Here is a 20,991-nt window from a genome sequence, read left to right as displayed (position 1 = left end):
TACCCGCCAGCGCTACGGTGTTGCCTGCACAAATTGATTGATCCGGACCAGCATTTACGGTGGCTGCAGGAGTAATCGTGATCGTTACATTGTCTGTCGCGGAAGTACATACACCAGCAGGATCATTGGTAGTCAGTGTTAATGTCACTGTACCCGCTGTAACCTCAGCAGCACTCGGAGTATACACTGCATTGAGGGTTGTATTATTAGGAGCAAATGTTCCTGTGCCTCCACCCCAGGTTGCACTGGTAGCAGAGCCTCCAATCGTACCAGCCAAAGTTACTGTACTCCCTGCACATATTGTTTGGGCTGGACCGGCATCGACAGTAGCTGCCTGATTAATAGTAATCGTTACATTATCAGTGGCCGCTGTACAGGCTCCGGCAGGATCGTTGGTGGTTAATGTCAACGTTACTGTGCCTGCCGTAACTTCGGCCGCGCTTGGTGTATAGACTGCATTGAGTGTTGTATTATTTGGAGAGAATGTACCACTACCTCCGCTCCAGGTTGCGCTTGTGGCTGAACCGCCAATCGTGCCAGCTAAAGTTACTGTACTCCCACCACATATAGTTTGTGTCGGGCCAGCATCTACCGTTGCTGCAGGATTAATAGTAATCGTTACATTATCCGTTACAGCGTTACATATACCGGCAGGATCGTTGGTAGTCAAGGTCAGGGTTACTGTACCGGCTGTAACTTCGGCTGCACTTGGTGTATAGGTTGCGTTTAATGTTGTGTTATTGGGTGAGAATGTGCCAGTACCTCCACTCCAGGTCGCACTAGTGGCTGAACCGCCAATGATACCAGCTAAAGTTACTGTACTTCCACCACATATAGTCTGTGCCGGGCCAGCATCTACTGTTGCTGCCTGATTAATTGTAATCGTTACATTATCCGTTGCTGCTGTACAGGCTCCGGCAGGATCGTTGGTGGTTAATGTCAACGTTACTGTGCCTGCTGTAACTTCGGCTGCACTTGGTGTATAGACAGCATTGAGTGTTGTATTATTAGGAGAGAATGTACCGGTACCTCCGCTCCAGGTTGCGCTTGTTGCCGAACCGCCAATGGTACCGGCTAAGGTTACTGTACTTCCACCGCAGATTGTCTGAGCTGGACCAGCATCAACAGTAGCTGCAGGGTTGACCGTAAACGTTACGTTATCAGAAGCTGCTGGACATAAGCCAGCGGGATCATTTGTTGTCAGTGTTAAAGTCACCGTACCAGCCGTAACTTCTGCAGCGCTCGGTGTGTATGTTGCATTTAAAGTAGTGTTGTTTGGAGAGAATGTTCCCGTGCCACCACTCCATGTTGCGCTCGTAGCACCTCCACCAATTGTACCGGCCAATGTTATTGTACTGCCTGCACAAATTGTTTGAGCTGGACCGGCGTCAACGGTAGCTACAGGATCCAGCGTGATCGTTACATTGTCGGAAACTGCGGGACATGGTCCTGCAGGATCGTTGGTTGTAAGTGTTAAGGTTACCGTACCGGCCGTTATCTCCGCTGCACTCGGAGTATATGTTGCGTTGAGTGTTGTATTATTAGGAGAGAACGTTCCTGTACCTCCACTCCACGTTGCACTGGTTGCTGAACCTCCTATTGTACCCGCGAGTGTAGCAGTGCTGCTTCCACAGATTGTCTGTGAAGGACCAGCATCAGCTGTGGCTATCGGATTTATCGTAATCACTACATTATCTGTAGCAGCAGTACAAGGACCTGCCGGATCATCCGTTGTCAGAGTAAGTGTAACCGTTCCAGTTGTCTTATCATTCGTTCCCGGAGTATAGATCGCATTCGGGTCTGTTATATTATTGAATGTGCCATCTCCAGAGGTACTCCACGATACACCAGTCGCTGATCCTCCAAAAGTACCAGCTAATGTTACTGTGCTTCCAACACATATCGTTTGTGCAGGACCAGCATCTACGGTAGCCGTAGGGTTAATTGTGATGGTTACCACATCGCTAACAGCAGGGCAAGGTCCCAACGGATCGTTAGTCGTTAGTGTTAACGTCACAGAACCAGCGGTTGCTTCCGCTGCTGTTGGTGTATATGTAGCTGTTAAAGTCGTGTTATTAGGCGAAAAGGTTCCCCCTCCGCCACTCCAGGTTGCACTGGTCGCTGAACCTCCTATTGTACCAGCCAAAGTCGCTGAACCTCCGGTGCAAATAGTCTGTGGAGCTCCTGCATCCACCGAAGCAGGTGTACTTCGCGTAATCGTTACATCAGAAGTTGTTCCGCTACAGGTAAGTCCGGAATCTGTTATCGTCCAGCGAAATACGTTTGCTCCAAACGACAAATTTCCAACCGTTGTGGTTGGAGAGTTGGCGTTAGAGAAAGTTCCCGTTCCTGATACAACCGTCCAAGTACCTATCTCACCTGATCCTGCAGCATTACCCGCCAGGGTTGTATTATCAGCACATACATTTTGATCTGATCCGGCATTTGCCTGTGTAACCACCGGAATCGTTATGCTCTGTGTGGTCTGACATCCGTTCGCATCGGTAGCGGTTACCGTATAAGTACCTGCATCTATATTAGTGCGATCTTCTGAAGTTGCTCCATCTGACCATAAGAATGTATAAGGAGAAGTACCTCCGGAGGTTGTTATATCTACATCGCCTTCGCCTAATCCAACAGAAGGATTACAATCCGGACTAATTGAATTTACAGTGATTGCCAACGGGCTTGATGGTTCACCTACTGTAACAAATGATGTTTTCCGTTCGCAGATAATTGTTCCGCCACCACTCGCCTGAACAACCACTCTATATTGCGAAATACCTGCATTTGCAGGAATACCAAATGATTCGGCTCCGGGCTCTGTGAGGCTTCCGTTACCGGTTTTGAATGTGACCGTTGTATTTAACGCTGCTACAGTTTTAGTACCCAGCAATGTTAAACTTCCATCATCATAATACAGATCGTAACGAAAAGGAGGTACACCTGCTGTTGCTTTTACAGTTATCTGACCAGTGTTATCGCCATTACAGAGCACATCTGTTTCAGTAACGCTTATTGACAAACACTGACCTATAGCTGACTGAGATAAAAAAGTGAGCGGGAATGCTAAGGCTAAAAAATATTTGTAAAGAGATTTAAGCATATATTACTTCCCTCCTTTTAGATCAATGAATTCCGAAACTTTATTCCTGCAGAGAAAATCCTGTTCATTATGAAAGGTAACCTTCACTATATAGCTTTTGTCTGGCGGAAGATTTTCGAATACAAAACTCTTGGTGCTTGAACCTGAAAACTCTCTTACCAGGATTTCATTCACCCCATCATACCGAATAAGCTTGCCTGAAAATTCTCCGGCACCGGAGACATTTACCTTGATACCGTTGTGCGTGGCGGATGCCTTAACGGAAGACTTACAGCTTGATTGTGCCTGGCTAACAACGGACAGAGATACACCCATTGAAAGTAAGACAATGAAGAATACTGAAATTCTCATTTTGGTTAGAGTGAGTTGGATAAATCTATATTCTAAATATTACTCAAAAAATTATTGTAACCGTCCCTATCGAATAAAGATGCCAGTTACAAAAGTCAGTTCAAAAAATCCGTACAGTTTAAAAAATCAGTTTTGCCTACTTCTATGTACTATTTCTTAAAAAAATCAAAATTTCCTTTGAAGAATTTCACTCATAACGACTGCCTTCTTTAGCCCTTCAGGATCTTTAAAGTCGGCAAGATACTCTTGCACAAGGTCACGGCGCTGCTCCTGTTCAAACATCTTAAACTTTTCATATCGAACCACCGTGTCTTCCACTTTCATGGTTTCTTCTAACGAAGGTCGATTGAAGGCCTCGCGCTTAGCCTCCTCGTAAACATCATATATCTTGTCCTGTTTACGGTAATTATACTCTACATCTTCCAGATCCTGCTCCTCTTCCTTGAGGTTATCATCATAATCAACGTATTCTGGTTGAGGCGTTTTACTCTCTGTTATCTCCCTTAGCAACTCCTCAAATGTCAGTGACTTAGGAGCAGAAGCGGCAGGGATTGGATTGGCTGTTGGCCGCTCAAATTGCCGAACCGGCTTCTCCGGTTTGCCAGCAGGTGCTTCCGGTTGTTCGGGTTGCTTCTTTCGTAACCTTCCAATCAGGTAGATTACGCCGACAATTATGTACAACCAGAACTGAAAATCCCTCATTAAAACCAAATTTATGTAAAAAATTTGAAAAAAATACAGTTCAAATGTCCGGTTACAAATCCATTCACCCAAAAAGAAGATGTATGGATTCCTGATCAGCCGTTAAAAAGTACAGCCCGATAGTCGATATTTCTATCCACCTTAAACATGAATGCTGCGATAATACGAACAAATCATTATTACCCCACTTTGCATTGAAGTGGCAAGACGTGCTCAGATATATCACATTGTACTTAAGATTGCGAGGAACTTTAGAATATTAGGCTTCGATATTTACCCGAAAAACCTACCTTTGCACCCGGTTTACTCAGACTGCTTCACTAATCTATGTCATCTACTGCCAAATACATCTTTGTAACCGGGGGCGTTACGTCATCGCTGGGAAAGGGAATCATTGCTGCATCGCTCGCACAACTGCTTCAGGCTCGGGGTTTTAAGGTCACTATTCAGAAATTTGACCCCTACATTAATATAGATCCGGGAACACTCAACCCGTACGAACACGGAGAGTGTTACGTAACGGATGACGGAGCAGAAACCGATCTTGACCTTGGTCACTACGAGCGTTTTCTGAACGTTCGCACATCACAAGCCAACAATGTTACTACGGGCCGAATTTACAATAACGTAATTACCAAAGAGCGCAAAGGCGAGTATCTTGGAAAAACAGTTCAGGTAATTCCTCATATTACAGATGAAATCAAGCGCAATATTTTCCTGTTGGGAGAAAGCGGCGAATATGATTTTATTATTACTGAGATCGGAGGATGTGTAGGCGACATTGAATCGCTTCCTTTCATTGAAGCAGTGCGCCAGGTAAAATACGATCTTCCTCCTAATAACTCTCTTGTTATTCACTTAACGCTTATACCCTACCTCAACGCAGCAAAAGAACTTAAAACGAAGCCGACACAGCACTCCGTAAAGGAATTGCTGGAAGCCGGTATTCAACCTGATATACTGGTATGTCGTACAGAGATGCCGTTGCCGATGGAAATCCGGAAAAAGCTGGCATTATTCTGTAATGTGCACATTAATTCAGTGATCGAAGCGATGGACGCTGAAACAATTTACGATGTTCCGCTACTCATGCGTAAAGAGAAACTGGATGAACGGGTACTTGCCAAGCTCAAGGTACAGTCAAAAGAAGAACCTAATCTGGAGCAGTGGAAATCGTTTCTCGGTAAATTAAAGAACCCGGTGAATGAAGTACAGGTAGGATTGGTTGGAAAATATGTTTCATTGCCCGATGCCTATAAATCCATAGCCGAAGCTTTTGTTCATGCCGGTACACGGAATGATTGTAAAGTGAAAGTAAAGTGGATCTCATCAGAAGATATTACGAAAGACTCTGTGGAGTCTGTGTTGCGTGGTTTGGACGGTATACTCGTTGCCCCTGGATTTGGTGAACGTGGACTGGAAGGTAAAATAGAAGCGATCCGATATGTTCGTGAAAATAAAATTCCATTCTTCGGCATTTGCCTCGGTATGCAATGTTCTGTAGTGGAGTTCTCGCGAAATGTATTGGGACTGGATGCAAGCTCGACCGAACTGAATCCCAAAACAAAGAACCCGGTAATCGACATGATGGAAGAGCAAAAGAAGATCACAATAAAAGGTGGTACGATGCGTCTAGGTGCCTATACCTGCAAGTTGAAGAAAGGAAGCAAAGCGTATGCAGCGTATGGCGAGTCCGTAATAGAAGAACGTCACCGCCACCGCTACGAATTCAACAATAAATACCTTGAGCAGATTGAAGAAGCCGGGTTAAAAGCAATGGGTGTGAATCCTGACTCGAACCTTGTTGAAGTGGTGGAACTGAAAGATCACCCCTGGTTTGTAGGTGTGCAATATCACCCTGAATTGAAAAGCACTGTGCTTAACCCACACCCTTTGTTTGTGAAGTTTATTGAAGCTTCACTGGAGCACAAGAAATCTGTAAATAAATAATAAGATTTAGACAAGAATACAATGGATAGGAACTCGGCCATTGGCCTTACATTAATCGCAGTACTACTGATCGGATATTTCTATTGGTTCTCGCCGCAGCCACAACCTGTTGCTCCTGATACGACTACCACACATTCGACTGCGCCAGCGAAGAAAGACTCTCTGACAGCAACTGCTCCTGTGGTCAACGACAGTGCGCTGCAAGTTGCCTATGGCGATGCAGCAGTAGCCATGAAGGGAATTGAAACACCTACCGTAATTGAGACTGCCGATCTGAAAATAACTTTCAGCAACAAAGGCGGTTCCATTAAAGAGCTGGAATTAAAGAAATACCAATCGTATCAACAGAAGTATAGAACCAAAGAACACAGACCGCTGAAACTTGTTTCGCCTGAGTTCAGTGAACAAAAACTGCTGGCACAGTTCCAGGGCAGAGAACTCGATCTTTACTCACTTTACTATCAGGTGGATCAAAAACAAGAAGGCGATACAACGGTAGTAACATTTACCGCTTCCTTAAGCAACGGATCATCTATTGCACACACGTACAAAATTCCAAAGCTCGGCTATGAGATTGGCTATGCTATATCTTCAAAAGGCCTCGACTCCCAATTAACCGGAGATAACCTGAGCTTTCAATGGAAGTACGATGCACAACCTTTTGAAAAGGATCTGACCGATACTCGTAACAACACTACGATTACATATTACTCCGATGCAGATGGCTTCAATGATCTTTCACCACGCTCTACCGGCACGCAGGCAGAAGCTCTCGCTAATCCTGTAAAGTGGGTTGCTGTGAAAGAGAAATTCTTCCTGGCGTCCATTATTGCAAAGGATAACTTTGCCGGTGGCGAGCTGCAAACCTCAATGAACCCTGCCGATTCTTCTGTAGTCAAAAGTACCAGTGTAAAATTGCTCATTCCGAAAAAGTCGTTGGCAGGAACAGCAAGCTTTAAATTTTACTTCGGTCCGAACGACTATAAGATCATTGGTGATGTTGCGGAGCGTTTTAAAGACAATGTTAACCTTGGATGGCGCCCGGTATACTGGATCAACAAATTTGTAATCTTCCCGGTATTCCACTTCCTCACACAGCACATCACCAACTACGGCATTATTATCATCATCCTGGTGATTTTGTTGAAGCTGGTGTTATTCCCACTTTCCTATCGCTCGTACCTGAGCATGGCGAAAATGAAAGTACTCAAGCCAGAACTTGATGAGATCAAGGAACGCGTTGGTGACGACATGACCAAAGTGCAGCAAGAACAAATGAAGCTATACCAGCAAGTGGGCGTAAACCCGATCAGTGGTTGCGTACCGGTATTGCTGCAGATGCCAATTCTCTTCGCCATGTTCTACCTGTTTCCGGCCAGTATTGAGTTGCGTCAGCAGCCATTCTTGTGGGCCGAAGATCTTTCTACATATGACTCGTTAATTCAATTACCATTTACACTTCCATTTGGTGTAGGTAGTCACATCAGTTTGTTTACGTTAATCATGACCATCTCGACTTTGATATATACCTGGCAGAATAACCAGCTGTCTTCTGTACAAGGTCCGATGAAATCCATGTCGTATATCATGCCGGTAATTTTCTTTTTCTTCCTGAACTCATTTTCTGCCGGTCTTACCTTCTATTACTTTATCTCGAACCTTGTTACGTTCGGGCAGCAGGCTGTGATCAAACGTTTTGTTGATGAAAGTAAGATCAGAGCGATCATGGAAGAGAACAAGAAGAAGAATGCAGCAGGTGGCGGTAAGAAATCGAAATTTATGACCAAGCTTGAAGAAGCGATGAAAGCTGGTGAAGAAGCACGCAAGCGTGCTGATGAAGAAAAGAAAAGACGCAAAAGCTAATCTTTATATTGATAAGTAGTTTAGATGCAATCATTTAGCGTTTCATATTTCACGAACCACTATTAACAATATCTAAAAAGCTGTTAACGGATTGTGCAACGATTGTGGATAAACCGTTCCACGATGTTCCACGCTCAGATAAGTTTTCCTATATATTTGTGCCCGCCCGGTTTGAACGCCAGGCGGGCATTTTTATTTTTTAAACGTCATTCATTAGATGGGAAAAATCATTGCGATTGCTAATCAAAAAGGTGGTGTCGGTAAAACAACTTCAGCGATCAATCTTGCAGCTAGTTTAGCAGTATTGGAAAAAAGAACGCTATTGGTGGATGCCGATCCGCAGGCAAACTCTACATCCGGTTTAGGACTTAACCCGAAAGATGTCACTCAGGGAATTTATGAGTGTATGGTGGATGGTGTTAATCCTAAAGATGCGATAGTAAAGAACGATCTTAAATTCCTGGATGTACTTCCCTCCCACATTGACCTGGTGGGTGCTGAAGTCGAGATGGTAAACATCGAACGCCGCGAAGAAAAAATGAGAGATGCACTGGGCATCGTTCGCGATGAATATGATTTTATCATCATCGATTGCTCTCCATCTCTGGGTCTTATTACCATTAATGCATTGACTGCTGCTGATTCGGTTATTATACCGGTACAGTGCGAATACTTCGCTTTGGAAGGTCTCGGTAAATTATTGAACACGATCAAGATCATTCAGACACGATTGAACCCGAAGCTTGAAATAGAAGGCATCCTGCTTACGTTATATGATGCACGTACCAGCCTGGGCAACCAGGTGGTGGAAGAAGTACGCACACACTTTTTAAAAATGACTTTCAACACTATCATTCCCCGCAATGTGAAGTTGAGTGAGTCGCCAAGCTTTGGTTTACCTGTCATTGTACATGATGCCGAAAGTAAGGGAGCGATCAGCTACCTGAACCTGGCGCACGAAGTGTTGGATAAAAACGGAATGTCGAAATGAGTACAAAAAAGAAAGCCCTTGGACGAGGACTAAGCGCTCTGTTGAGCGACAATTCCTCCGATGATAAACTTGAAGTGGATATCCCGGTAGCCATACCAACTGCAGTTACAGTTGCCGATGTTGCCGTAGCTGCTATACCCACCAGTGGTATAACGGAAATACCAATTGAAGAAATTGAAGTAAACCCATTCCAGCCCCGTACACATTTCGACCAGGAGGCTCTTCTCGAACTGGCGGAATCTATTACGGTGCATGGCATCATTCAGCCTATCACGGTAAGAAGATTAGCCGATCATCAATATCAGCTGATCTCCGGTGAGAGACGTTTTCAGGCATCGAAACTTGCCGGATTAAAAGCTATACCTGCCTATATCCGCTCCGCTGACGATCAGCAGATGCTGGAAATGGCGTTGATCGAAAACATTCAGCGTGAAAACCTGAATGCGATAGAAATAGCATTGAGCTATCAGCGTCTTATCTCGGAGTGTAATCTGAAGCAGGAAGAACTGGGAGAACGTGTAGGCAAGAACAGAACAACGGTTACGAACTACCTTCGCCTGCTGAAGCTTCCGCCTGATATTCAGATCGCCGTGCGCGACAATAAACTCTCCATGGGTCAGGCTCGTGCCATCATCAGTGTTGAGAATCCGGAGGAGCAACTTTATATTTTCAAAAAGACAATTGACGAAGAACTCTCAGTACGCAAAGTTGAAGAACTCGTTCGTGAAGTGTCTGAAAAGTCTGCATCTAAAGTAAGTGAAGATGCGCCTGCTTCTGCGAGTTCGCCAGTATCCAGAGAAATTTCGCAACTTCAATCAAAGTTGTCATCACACTTTGGCACTCGTGTTGTTGTGAAAAGCGATGGCAAAAAAGGCGAGATCAAGATACCTTTCCTTTCTGTAGAAGATTTGAACCGCTTACTCGACATTCTTCGGGTTAGAACGGAGTAATAATTCTTTTCATGACAGGATGCCCGATACCAGAAGGCAAGCCTCGCTTGTCTTCTTCCCAGGTTTCGGTAACTTGTGCACGCTTTGCCCAACCGGCAACACTCATGAAGAATCTGATTATACTCAGCATATTGGCTCTATTGTTCACAACTGCTTTGCATGCACAGAACAAAGTGGTTGTTGAAAATGAAAGCGACAGCCTCATTACAGAAAGCCAGGACACGGTGCTGCTGAAGTCGTACGCCACACGTTATAATCCTCGTAAAGCATTGTTGTATGCCGCTATAGCTCCTGGATTAGGTCAAATTTATAACAAGAAGTACTGGAAGCTGCCCTTGGTATACGGAGGATTTGTAGGCATCGGCATGGCTATAAATTTCTATAACGGTCTTTACACCAAGTATAAACGTGACCTGTTTGCCAACCTGGAGGACGGTTATGTGAATGACTCCGACAGACGCCCCGGGGATACATATACCACCAAAAGTTACCGTGTGGCAGTGGATCGTTCCAAACGCAGTCGCGACTTCTGGATCATTATGATGGGTGCCATGTATATTTTACAGATCGTTGACGCACACGTGGATGCACACTTGAAAGAATTTGATCTTAATCCACAGCTTCATGTGAGTATTGAACCCATGATGGAGCAAAACTACATGCTTGGCAAGCAAAGCGGTTTTTCATTGGTGTTTCGTTTCTAAGCCCCCTGCTTCCCAATAACAGTTGTTTGTTCGTTTGACTTTTGCAGTCATAACGCCACTATTTTTTTATCCCGAAGGCTTTCAATTTGTGAACAAACTGTCTTTGAAATTCACAGACAAAATGCATTTTTACAAACAACTCAATCAGTCAGTATGAATATCATTCTCCTCGGTTATGGCAAAATGGGCAAAATCATAGAACGTATCGCGCTGGAACGCGGCCATACGATCACTGCCCGTATTGACATGAACAATCTGCATGAATTTGAAACAGCAACAGGCGATGTCGCCATTGAATTTTCACATCCGGATGCGGCATTTGAAAATGTAAAGAAGTGCATCCTAAAAAATATACCGGTAGTGTGTGGCACTACGGGATGGTTAAAGCAAAAACCTGAAATTGAAAAGCTTTGCCGGGAGCAAAACGGCTCGTTCTTCTATGCTTCCAACTATAGCCTGGGTGTAAATATTTTTTTCAAGGTAAATGAGTTTCTAGCGAAAATGGTGAGCAACTTCTCCGAGTATGATATCTCGATGGACGAGATTCATCACTCTGAAAAGAGAGATGCTCCCAGTGGCACAGCCATTACACTGGCAGAAGGTGTTTTGAAACATGTAAAGGGAAAGACAAAGTGGGTAAACGAAGATACCGGCCACAAGGAAGACCTATACATACAGTCATTCCGCATTGACCAGGTGCCAGGTACGCATGTGGTAAAGTACGCTTCCATGATTGACGATATTGAGATCAGGCACATCGCCCACTCCCGCGAAGGCTTTGCCAAAGGCGCTGTTATGGTGGCGGAGTGGCTGAAAGACAAGAAAGGTGTACTTGGTATGGATGACTATCTGAAATTCTAAGCGGTTTCCAGCGACTAATTCTGAATCAATTATTTTCCCTTTATTTGCAGGCTTTAAAATCCAGTTATACAACTATGAATTGGCAGTTTTGGAAAAAATCGCATAAACAGGAAGAAAAACCAAAATCAAAGACGCGCGAATGGTGGGATGCCATTCTGTTTGCCGTTGTGGCTGCCACGCTAATCCGCTGGCTTATCATGGAAGCCTATACCATTCCTACGCCTTCCATGGAGAATTCTTTGCTGGTTGGTGACTTCCTTTTTGTTAGCAAATTCCATTACGGTACCCGTACAACAACAACTCCGCTACAAATTCCGCTAACACACCAGAAGATATGGTTTACCAACATTCCTTCTTACCTGGAGTGGATCAAATTGCCACAATACAGATTGCCTGGCATCAGCAAGATTAAGCGTGAAGATGTAGTGGTGTTCAACGTTCCACCCAAAGAGCTGAATGAAGGCATTGATTACCCAGTGGATTTAAAGACAAACTATATCAAGCGATGTGTAGCTGTGCCGGGAGACACCCTGCAGATAATCGATAAGCAAGTATACATAAACAGAAAGGAGTTGACGAATCCTCCTCAAATGCAGTATAGCTATGTAATCCGCTCAACACAACCTATCAATGATCGCTTCATTGAGAAGTATAAGATCAGCGATTACAAGGTGATAAGCCGTGATAACAACAGCGTAGAATACCAGATGTTTATTACGCCTGCCATCGCTGATGAGTTCCGCAAGCTGCCGTTCATTAAAGATGTAGCCATCAAAGTGCAGGAAGACATGGGCACATACGCTGCACGAACCAAAGATGTGGTAGAATCGAACATCTTTCCGAACTATAAAATGTTCCCTTGGAATGGAGACTTCTACGGTCCGCTGGTGATTCCAAAAGAGGGCATGACTATTAAGATCGATACCGTTACATTGGCTACCTACGGAAAAACAATTCAGCTTTACGATCATAACAAAGACGTAAAGATCGAGAACGGCAAATTATTCATCGATGGCGCTGAAGTGAAGGAGTATACTTTCAAACAAAACTACTATTTCATGATGGGCGATAACCGCCACAACTCACTTGACTCCCGATACTGGGGATTCGTTCCTGAGGATCACATCGTAGGAAAAGCATTCTTCATCTGGTTATCAATCGATAAGAACGCCAGCTTCGTTCACAAAATCCGCTGGAACAGGTTCTTCAAGTTGATCAAGTAGAGTTAGAAGATATTAGAAAATGGGATAAAATGAAGAAGATTGGAAATTTGAGGATACTGCCTCGATCTCCAATCTTCTTCATTTTATCCCATTCGTAATTTTTCAATTTTCAAATCTTACAATCTTCCAATCAAACTTTTCTCTCACCAGTCGATCTCTTTCAATCCTTTGCTTCTCAGGTAATCGTTGGTTTTGCTGAAATGTTTGTTGCCAAAAAATCCGCGATCGGCAGAGAACGGTGAAGGATGCGCAGACATCAACACATAGTGCTTGCTTCGGTCTATCACCTCTCCTTTCTTCTGCGCATACGATCCCCACAACAGGAACACCACATTCTCTTTTTCGTCCGATATAGTTTTGATAACAGCATCGGTAAAGGGTTCCCAGCCTTTGTTTTGATGAGAGCCTGGAGTAGCACTGCGCACAGTTAACGTTGCATTCAACAGCAACACTCCTTGCTCCGCCCAACGCGTAAGGTCTCCTGATTTGGGTATCGGCTTACCGAGATCATCCTGAATTTCTTTAAAAATATTTACCAGTGAAGGAGGCATTCTTATGCCATCGTGCACCGAGAAGCACAATCCGTTTGCCTGACCAACACCATGGTAAGGGTCCTGGCCGATAATTACTACTTTAACATCGTTGAAATCGCAGGCATCAAATGCTTTAAAAATCTCCTTCCCAGGGGGATAAACAGTCTGCGTTTTGTACTCATTTTTAACAAATTCAATCAACTGGGTGAAATAAGGCTTATTGAATTCATTTTCCAGCCTCTTTTTCCAAGAGGGAGCTATTTTTACATCCATGCCTAAAACTAAAAGCCAGCGGCGAATCCTCCAATTCCCTGCAAAAACCAGCTTTAAATTCAATGATTTTCAGTATTTTCAATCACTGTTTACAGGAACCACTTGGTAATTCCAAAAAATTGATATTTTTGAAGCGCATGGTAACGGAGATCACCAAAGGAATCAAGGTAAGCGTTGAGACGGAATATCAGCCCGCATATTCCAGTCCCAGCCAATACCATTACGTTTTCACGTATCGCATCACCATCGAGAATCAAAGTGAGTACACCATCCAGCTGCTTCGCAGACATTGGTATATTCATGATGCCGGTTTTAGTCCGCGCGAAGTAGAAGGTGAAGGTGTTGTTGGTCAGCAGCCCGTTTTAGAACCGGGCCAGGCACATCAGTATGTGTCCGGATGTAATTTAAAATCAGGCATCGGCAAAATGGTGGGTACTTACCTCATGGAGCGTATTGTTGACGGCCTCAAGGTAGAAGTAAATATTCCGGAATTTACCATGATCGCTCCACTACGCCTCAACTAATCTATACTATATCTATACTTTACGTTCTGCAACATTCCGATTTACTTTATTGGATACAGGGATAACGAATGTTGATCACCGTCTGAGTTTACTCCACCATTCGTTATATCGATAATACATGCCTACGCTGTTCCAATGCAAAACCTACCTGTCGTACTGGCTCGACCAGGTAACAGAACACTCGCTGCACTCTCCTTTCCTGTTCGATTTCTATAAAAATGTTCTTCACACAGAAGATAATAATTCATACTATCATCCGATTGAAGAAAGACGAAAGGCCTATCTTCTCAATGAGACAACGTTAACCATTCAAGATTTAGGTGCCGGCTCCGCGGTGTTGAAGACCTCACAGCGTAAAATCAATGCTATAGCACGAACAAGCCTGAGCCCGGAAAAATATTCAAAATTATACGCACGCATCATTGCATATTTTAAGTGCCGTACAATTCTTGAGCTTGGTACTTCGCTGGGTATTAATACACTATACCTGGCCGCTAAAAAAGACACAACGGTTACTACTTTTGAAGGTGCTGCCTCGATAGTGAAAACAGCGCGTGATACATTTCAGTTGCTACAAGCCACCAACATTCGCGTGATAGAGGGCGACATCAATTATACACTTCATTCATATTTAGGCAACTGTACCGGGATTGACTTTGCCTTTCTGGATGCCAATCACCGGTATGAGCCCACGGTTAAGTACTTTGGTATGCTCTTACAAAAACTGCATGCCAACAGCATTGTAGTATTGGATGATATACATTACTCGCCCGACATGGAGAAGGCATGGAGGCAATTACAGCAACATCCCCTGGTATATGCCAGTGTTGATTTATACCGCTGCGGATTGTTGTTCTTCGATCCTTCATTGAACAAACAACACGTTGTATTACAGTTCTGATCGTTGAATTACCCGATTGGATAACTTATTTTTGCCATACCCATTTTATCACTATGAGCGAAACGACAAGCACTCAACCGGTTCAGCCGGCTCCCAAGAAATCACACAAGAGCACAATTATTATCGCACTGATGGCCGTGATTATCATTGTCCAGGGCATCAAAATCTTTGTGCTCGATCCACGCGAAGAGCAGCGTTTGATCGATGAGAAGACTTCTACTCAGCAAGAACTTGATGCAACGGTGCAGCGGATGATGGAGATCAAGTCGGAGCTCGATGCCAAGATTGCTGAAGTACAAAAGCTGGGAGGTGATGTGTCGGATCTTCAAAAGGCCAAGACTGAACTAGAGACAGAACTCAAACGCCAGAAGCGCGCTACGGGTAAAGAAATCAAAGCATTAAAAGATCGCGTGGAAGGTTATGAACTTCTGCTGAAGACCAAAGACGAGGAGATCGAAAAGCTCAAGAGCGTGAATAAAGAATTGCTAAGCGAAAACCGTAATCTGAAGTCTGAGAAAAACCAGTTGGGAGATTCCATCAGTCAGTTAAGCCAGTCGAAGGAAGAGTTGGCCACCAAGGTAGCCATTGCGTCTGAATTGAAGGCTGAAAATGTACGCATCCTCGCTGTGAATGATCGTGGCAAAGAGCGTGAATCGCCGTTTAAGAATCGCCAGCTTGGCAAACTGAAAGTTGAGTTTAATATAGCCGAAAATAATGTAGCTCCGATCGAAGGCAAAAAGATCATGATCCGGATTATTGATGAAAACGGCCAGGTGATCTTTGATGTAGCCCGTGGTTCCGGCACATTCATCTATAATGGCAAGGAAGAGTTCTACACGGCTTCACAGGAAATCCTGTTCGACAACACCAAACAGAAACTGACATACCTTTATGAAAAGGGCTCAGATTACGCTTCCGGCAGTTATACACTTGAAATCTACTGCGACACCTACAAGATGGGAAGCGGTCAATTTGTGGTGAAATAGCAGAAAAGCTTTGGGCAGAAAGCTCAAAGTTTAACTGAAAAGGCAGGTCTTTTTACGTTAAACTTTGAGCTTTCTGCGTTTTTACCTACTTTTGCAGGCTCAAAATAAAACATCATGAAAAATTACGAGACGGTATTCATTTTAAATCCCGTTTTGTCTGAAGATCAGGCAAAGGATGCTGTCGATAAGTTCGTGAAGGTTTTGAAAAAAGCGAATGCAGATGTTATCAACATCGAGCAGTGGGGCTTAAAGAAGATGGCTTATCCCATCAACAAGAAGTCTACAGGCTTTTACAACCTCATCGAATTCAAGGCTGAAGGGCCTGCTGTCGACACACTCGAAACCGAGTACAGACGAGACGAATCTATTATGCGCTTTTTAACAACTGCCCTTGACAAGCATGCGGTTGTTTACAACGAACGCAGACGCAAAGGCGAATTCAAAAACAAAGAGAACAGAAAACCTGTTGCCAAGGAGGAGCGCGAAAAATGACATTAATGAACGAACCCATCAAGCGTGCAGAGGTTAAACCTAAGTACTGCCGCTTCAAGAAGAACGGTATCAAGTATATCGATTACAAGGATCCTGACTTCCTCCTGAAGTTTATCAACGAGCAAGGCAAAATTCTTCCTCGCCGTTTAACAGGAACAAGCCTGAAATTTCAGAAGAAAGTAGCACAAGCTGTGAAGCGTGCCCGCCACCTGGCGATCCTTCCGTATGCAGGTGATTCATTGAAGTAATCGTTGAACCTTTAAAGAACACGAACATGGAAGTGATTTTGAAACAGGACGTACAGGGCCTTGGCTATAAAAACGATGTAGTGAAAGTAAAGTCAGGATATGGTAACAACTACCTGATTCCGAATGGCCTTGCACTTATCGCCAACGACTCTAACAAAAGACTTGTAAACGAGAATATTCGCCAGGCTGCTCACAAAGCGGCAAAGATCAAGCAGGATGCTGAAGCGCTTGCTGCTAAGATCGGCGATGCTACAATTGAAATTAAAACCAAAGCCGGTGAATCTGGCAAAATCTTCGGTGCTGTTACAGCGCTGCAGATTGCAGATGTACTGAAATCAAAAGGTTTTGATGTAGATCGCAAGAAAGTAATTCTGAAAGAAGCTCCCAAGCAATTGGGTACTTACACAGTAACACTTGACCTCCACAAAGAAGTGAAGCACGAAGTGAAAGTAACAGTTGTTGCTGAGTAATTCGGAAGAAACAATATCAAAAGGCTGTCTCAGAAAGGCAGCCTTTTTTCGTTTTATACTCTCCTTCCCATCTGTAGCGAATATACTCTTTCTGTGACCGATGGAATTTCGATTGTTGGAGACTCCTACTTCTTAGGGTAAATTCCATACAGATTTGCTAACCTTCTTTTACCAGCACACTCGTTTGCATAAATATTTCCATTACAAGCCGTTAATAAATCCTTCATGCCTTGGTATTTTAGGTACGTTTGAACTTGAAAACCTATGGCTGATGCATCCCTTTTTCAACACTACAATGGTCATTCTTCTGTTTGGGATGAAATGTTTACCAACGCTATAGACGTTCGGCGGCATTATCAAAATGTAGCGAACTTTCTCTTAACGATACCCGGCGATGAACTGAACAAAAAGGAAGAGCTTGCCAAGCGCTTGTTCATGAGCCAGGGAATAACCTTTACAGTATACTCCAGCGGTGAAGGCATTGAAAAGATATTTCCGTTTGATATTATCCCCAGAATTATCACTGCATCGGAATGGGATTTTATTGAACGTGGCATCAAACAGCGGCTGCGTGCATTAAACCTGTTTCTGCGCGATGTATACCACGAGCAGTTTATCCTGAAAGATGGCGTTGTTCCCTTCAACCTTGTTTACTCCTGCCCGCATTACCTGCGCGAAATGCAGGGTTTAAATGTGCCGTATGATATTTATGTACACATCGCGGGCATTGATCTCATCCGCGATCATGACGGCACTTTCTATGTACTGGAAGATAATCTGCGCACACCTTCAGGAGTATCGTATATGATTGAAAACCGTGAGATCACCAAACGCATTTTTCCTGATCTTATACCACAGAACCATGTTCGGCCGGTAACGCATTATCCGAATATACTCTATAAAAACCTGATGGCCCTCTCTCCCCGGAAGATTGCGTCACCCAATATAGTTTTACTCACCCCCGGTATTTATAATTCTGCCTACTTTGAACACACTACACTGGCCCGACTCATGGGTGTTGAATTAGTGGAAGGCCGCGACCTTGTAGTTGAAAATCACCATGTATACATGAAGACAACGGCCGGCCTGCAGCAGGTAGATGTTATATACCGGAGAGTTGATGATGCATTTCTGGATCCGCTGGTGTTTGATCCGAACAGCGTACTGGGCGTATCGGGCATTCTTTCGGCTTACCGTAAAGGCAACGTTGCTATTGTAAACTCGATTGGCAATGGCGTAGCCGATGATAAGGCTGTGTATGTGTATGTACCGGATATGATACGTTACTACCTGAACGAAGAACCTCTTTTGAAAAATGTGCCCACTTACCAGCTTGGAAAGCCTGATGAGCAGGACTATGTATTAAAGAATATAGACAAGATGGTAGTGAAGAAAACAAACGAGTCCGGAGGGTATGGTATGCTGATGGGGCATGCTGCTTCTGATGCCGAGATAGAGGCTTATAAAAAAGAAATCATGAAAGAGCCGCGACACTTTATTGCCCAGCCAACGATAAGCCTGTCGTCTGCGCCCTGCTATATCGATGGCAAGGTGCAACCGCGCAGAGTAGATCTTCGCCCGTTTGCTTTGTGCGGTCCCAATGGTATCGAAATCGTACCTGGAGGCCTCACGCGCGTAGCCCTCCGCGAAGGCTCTCTCGTAGTAAACTCCTCCCAGGGCGGAGGCAGTAAGGATACATGGGTTCTTTCACTTTAAAAGTGTTGATGTGTTTACGTGTTGAAGTGTTGATGTTAAACACTCCGTAAGCTATAAGCACTTTTAAGATATACTTCACACCACTACTTTAACACACCAACACTTTAACACCTCAATACAACCAAAAATGCTTAGCCGCGTTGCCGATTCACTTTACTGGATGTCGCGATATATCGAACGAACCGATAGTACATTGCGTACGCTCATGATCAATCACCTTTCTGCACAGGACAATCCGGAAGAATTTACCTGGCGCCCGCTGCTGCGAATCTTCAGCAACATGGACGATCATGCTATAACAGGTATTGAACACAACGGCAGAGAAGTGCTTCAATATATGGTGCTGAGTCGTGATAATCCCAACTCGGTTTCGAATATGGTTACACAGGCGCGAGAGAATGCCCGTGCCGTGCAAGACAATATCACGAAAGAACTCTGGCAATGTCTCAATGAATTTTATCATGTAGTACGCGATCCGCGCCTGAAGCAGGCTCTGCAATATGACGATCCGGCTACGGTGCTCGATACATTGATACGTCAATGTATGCTTTATTATGGCACTACCGACATCACCATGTTCAGAGGCGAAGGTTTATGCTTTATGAATCTTGGCAAATACCTGGAACGTGCCATACAATCGGCCGATATACTCGATATAAAATTCAGCGATCTGTCGTATGACCTTGATAAGACTACGGATACTACTTATTGGAAGCACTTACTGAAATCAGTATCGGGTTATGCGCTTTATCTGAAGCGGTATCGTTCCGGGTTTGAAGCACGCAATGTTGTTGACCAGGTGTTGTTCAACAACGATTTTCCCCGATCCATTTTATACTCCATTAATCAGCTACACCGCTACTCGAGTCGTTTAAAGAATGATCAGAACACGGAAGGCTACAGCAAAATAGACTTTCTCATTGGAAAACTCCGAAGCAAACTTCAATATTCCAATGTAGACAGTGTTTCCAGGATTGGACTTCATCACTACTTAAATGAAATTACAACCGATATTTACGCGATCGGAAATACACTGAATCAACATTATTTCGCCTATAGTTAATCAGTACGCCCAGCATGTCAAAATTCAAGATCAGACACATCACCCGATACAGATATGAAGATCCCGTGCGCGACAGCGCCAATCAGTTAATGTTATACCCGATTCGCGATTCATGGCAAGATATACTCGAGCACATGATCGTAATTACGGATAACCCGATGGTACATATCCATACTGATTACTTCGGCAACCTCGTGGGTACATTTACCCATGCTCGTCCGCACCGCGAACTGGTTATCGATTCGCAGTTAACGGTAGTTACCAAACTTCGCCAGATGCCTGCCGACAATTTACCCTCTGATAAACAATGGGAAGCTCTGCAGCCACTGCAACAACAGATGGAGTTTGTTGATTTTTTACGGCAGGAAAATTTCAAAGCGCTGCCTGAGATACAATCCATTGCTGAAGCTGAATTGGCAAAAAAGCAATCGCCCTTTAAATCGGCACAAAACGTAAGCGAGTATATCTATAAAACTTTCGAATATCAAACCGGCATTACCACTGTTGAAACAACGCTGGATGAGATATGGAAATTAAAGTCCGGTGTATGTCAGGACTTTGCGCATATGTTACTGGCCATTCTCAGGCTTATGAATATACCGGCACGTTATGTAAGCGGCTACATCGGCCCTAATAAAGGTGGCATGCGCGGAGAGGGTGCTACACACGCCTGGGTAGAAGCCTACATTCCTTTTTACGGATGGCTGGGCCTTGATCCTACCAATAACTGCCTGGTGAATGATACACACGTGCGCCTTGCGATTGGAAAAAATTTCTCTGACGTCTCTCCTGTCAAAGGAACCTACCGGGGCACTTCCACCCACACGCTGGATGTTACGGTTACCGTAGTGACAGAAGACGGCAACACGATAACAGCCGAAAACAATATTGTAACACCCGGAGTCGTAACCAGCACACCCCATACACAACAAAACTCCTTCAGAAGATACCAGGAAATGCAGATGCAGCAGTAGAATTAGCTGCGAGTTTTGAGCTGCGAAGCTGTGAGAAGAAAAAGGCTACTGGCTTCTGGCCGCTAGCTGCAGGCCTCAAGTTACTGGAAAAATAAAGTGGTGTGTATGCT

At 44.2% G+C, this 20,991-nt stretch carries 19 protein-coding genes and 1 pseudogene; 16 read left to right on the top strand and 4 right to left on the bottom strand.

Annotation, left to right across the window (positions count from 1 at the left end; translation table 11 throughout):
* The 3 genes and pseudogenes from V7Q33_RS20935 to V7Q33_RS20925 all read right to left on the bottom strand — a co-directional run.
* Nucleotides 1-3,025, bottom strand: a pseudogene (locus tag V7Q33_RS20935) (hypothetical protein); the annotation flags it as partial.
* 84 nt (nt 3,026-3,109) lie between these two features.
* Nucleotides 3,110-3,457 (bottom strand): hypothetical protein, encoded by a 348-nt coding sequence (locus V7Q33_RS20930; protein WP_331975656.1) that lies wholly within the window; start codon nt 3,455-3,457, stop codon nt 3,110-3,112.
* A gap of 165 nt (nt 3,458-3,622) precedes the next feature.
* Nucleotides 3,623-4,159: a hypothetical protein gene (locus tag V7Q33_RS20925; protein ID WP_333821151.1), complete on the bottom strand. Its 537-nt coding sequence runs from the start codon at nt 4,157-4,159 to the stop codon at nt 3,623-3,625.
* A gap of 327 nt (nt 4,160-4,486) precedes the next feature.
* Here V7Q33_RS20925 and V7Q33_RS20920 point away from each other — a divergent pair, with 327 nt between their 5' ends.
* From V7Q33_RS20920 to lepB, 7 genes are all read left to right on the top strand, one after another.
* Nucleotides 4,487-6,109 carry a CTP synthase gene (locus tag V7Q33_RS20920; RefSeq protein ID WP_331975659.1) on the top strand — a complete coding sequence of 541 codons (1,623 nt, stop codon included), beginning with the start codon at nt 4,487-4,489 and terminating at the stop codon, nt 6,107-6,109.
* Nucleotides 6,110-6,130: 21 nt separating this feature from the next.
* Complete coding sequence (gene yidC / locus V7Q33_RS20915; RefSeq protein ID WP_333821150.1) at nt 6,131-7,972, top strand: membrane protein insertase YidC; 1,842 nt, start codon at nt 6,131-6,133, stop codon at nt 7,970-7,972.
* 217 nt (nt 7,973-8,189) lie between these two features.
* Nucleotides 8,190-8,963, top strand: coding sequence for a ParA family protein (locus V7Q33_RS20910; protein ID WP_331975663.1), 774 nt, complete (start codon nt 8,190-8,192; stop codon nt 8,961-8,963).
* Nucleotides 8,960-9,913, top strand: a complete 954-nt coding sequence (locus tag V7Q33_RS20905; RefSeq protein ID WP_331975665.1) for a ParB/RepB/Spo0J family partition protein — start codon at nt 8,960-8,962, stop codon at nt 9,911-9,913. Before V7Q33_RS20910 ends, V7Q33_RS20905 begins: the two co-directional genes overlap by 4 nt.
* A 104-nt stretch (nt 9,914-10,017) precedes the next feature.
* Nucleotides 10,018-10,617, top strand: coding sequence for a DUF5683 domain-containing protein (locus tag V7Q33_RS20900; protein ID WP_333821149.1), 600 nt, complete (start codon nt 10,018-10,020; stop codon nt 10,615-10,617).
* A gap of 153 nt (nt 10,618-10,770) precedes the next feature.
* Nucleotides 10,771-11,478 (top strand): 4-hydroxy-tetrahydrodipicolinate reductase, encoded by a 708-nt coding sequence (dapB, locus tag V7Q33_RS20895; RefSeq protein ID WP_333821148.1) that lies wholly within the window; start codon nt 10,771-10,773, stop codon nt 11,476-11,478.
* A gap of 74 nt (nt 11,479-11,552) precedes the next feature.
* Complete coding sequence (gene lepB / locus V7Q33_RS20890; RefSeq protein WP_331975671.1) at nt 11,553-12,701, top strand: signal peptidase I; 1,149 nt, start codon at nt 11,553-11,555, stop codon at nt 12,699-12,701.
* Nucleotides 12,702-12,844: 143 nt separating this feature from the next.
* On the opposite strand, the gene ung is transcribed toward lepB, so the two are convergent.
* Nucleotides 12,845-13,507, bottom strand: coding sequence for a uracil-DNA glycosylase (ung, locus tag V7Q33_RS20885; protein WP_331975673.1), 663 nt, complete (start codon nt 13,505-13,507; stop codon nt 12,845-12,847).
* 137 nt (nt 13,508-13,644) lie between these two features.
* Here ung and apaG point away from each other — a divergent pair, with 137 nt between their 5' ends.
* The 9 genes from apaG (at nt 13,645) to V7Q33_RS20840 (ending at nt 20,881) form a co-directional block, all read left to right on the top strand.
* Nucleotides 13,645-14,031: a Co2+/Mg2+ efflux protein ApaG gene (apaG, locus tag V7Q33_RS20880; RefSeq protein ID WP_331967834.1), complete on the top strand. Its 387-nt coding sequence runs from the start codon at nt 13,645-13,647 to the stop codon at nt 14,029-14,031.
* Nucleotides 14,032-14,149: 118 nt separating this feature from the next.
* Nucleotides 14,150-14,932, top strand: coding sequence for an O-methyltransferase (locus tag V7Q33_RS20875; RefSeq protein WP_333821147.1), 783 nt, complete (start codon nt 14,150-14,152; stop codon nt 14,930-14,932).
* A 53-nt stretch (nt 14,933-14,985) separates the two neighbouring features.
* Nucleotides 14,986-15,918 (top strand): coiled-coil domain-containing protein, encoded by a 933-nt coding sequence (locus tag V7Q33_RS20870; protein WP_331975677.1) that lies wholly within the window; start codon nt 14,986-14,988, stop codon nt 15,916-15,918.
* 114 nt (nt 15,919-16,032) lie between these two features.
* Nucleotides 16,033-16,410, top strand: coding sequence for a 30S ribosomal protein S6 (gene rpsF, locus V7Q33_RS20865; RefSeq protein WP_333821146.1), 378 nt, complete (start codon nt 16,033-16,035; stop codon nt 16,408-16,410).
* Entirely contained in the window at nt 16,407-16,658 is a 252-nt protein-coding gene (gene rpsR / locus V7Q33_RS20860; protein WP_331975681.1) for a 30S ribosomal protein S18, read from the top strand. Before rpsF ends, rpsR begins: the two co-directional genes overlap by 4 nt.
* 26 nt (nt 16,659-16,684) lie before the next feature.
* The gene (gene rplI / locus V7Q33_RS20855; RefSeq protein WP_331975683.1) at nt 16,685-17,128 is read left to right on the top strand and encodes a 50S ribosomal protein L9; all 444 of its coding nucleotides are present in this window, start codon (nt 16,685-16,687) and stop codon (nt 17,126-17,128) included.
* Between the two features lie 264 nt (nt 17,129-17,392).
* Nucleotides 17,393-18,844 (top strand): circularly permuted type 2 ATP-grasp protein, encoded by a 1,452-nt coding sequence (locus V7Q33_RS20850; protein WP_331975685.1) that lies wholly within the window; start codon nt 17,393-17,395, stop codon nt 18,842-18,844.
* Nucleotides 18,845-18,971: 127 nt separating this feature from the next.
* Nucleotides 18,972-19,907: an alpha-E domain-containing protein gene (locus V7Q33_RS20845; protein WP_331975687.1), complete on the top strand. Its 936-nt coding sequence runs from the start codon at nt 18,972-18,974 to the stop codon at nt 19,905-19,907.
* Between the two features lie 14 nt (nt 19,908-19,921).
* Nucleotides 19,922-20,881 (top strand): transglutaminase family protein, encoded by a 960-nt coding sequence (locus V7Q33_RS20840; RefSeq protein ID WP_333821145.1) that lies wholly within the window; start codon nt 19,922-19,924, stop codon nt 20,879-20,881.
* Nucleotides 20,882-20,991: the final 110 nt, after the last annotated feature.

The organism is Ohtaekwangia sp., from assembly GCF_036786105.1.
In the GTDB taxonomy this organism is placed as follows: domain Bacteria; phylum Bacteroidota; class Bacteroidia; order Cytophagales; family Cyclobacteriaceae; genus Ohtaekwangia.
This window is presented reverse-complemented; position numbering and strand designations above follow the sequence as displayed.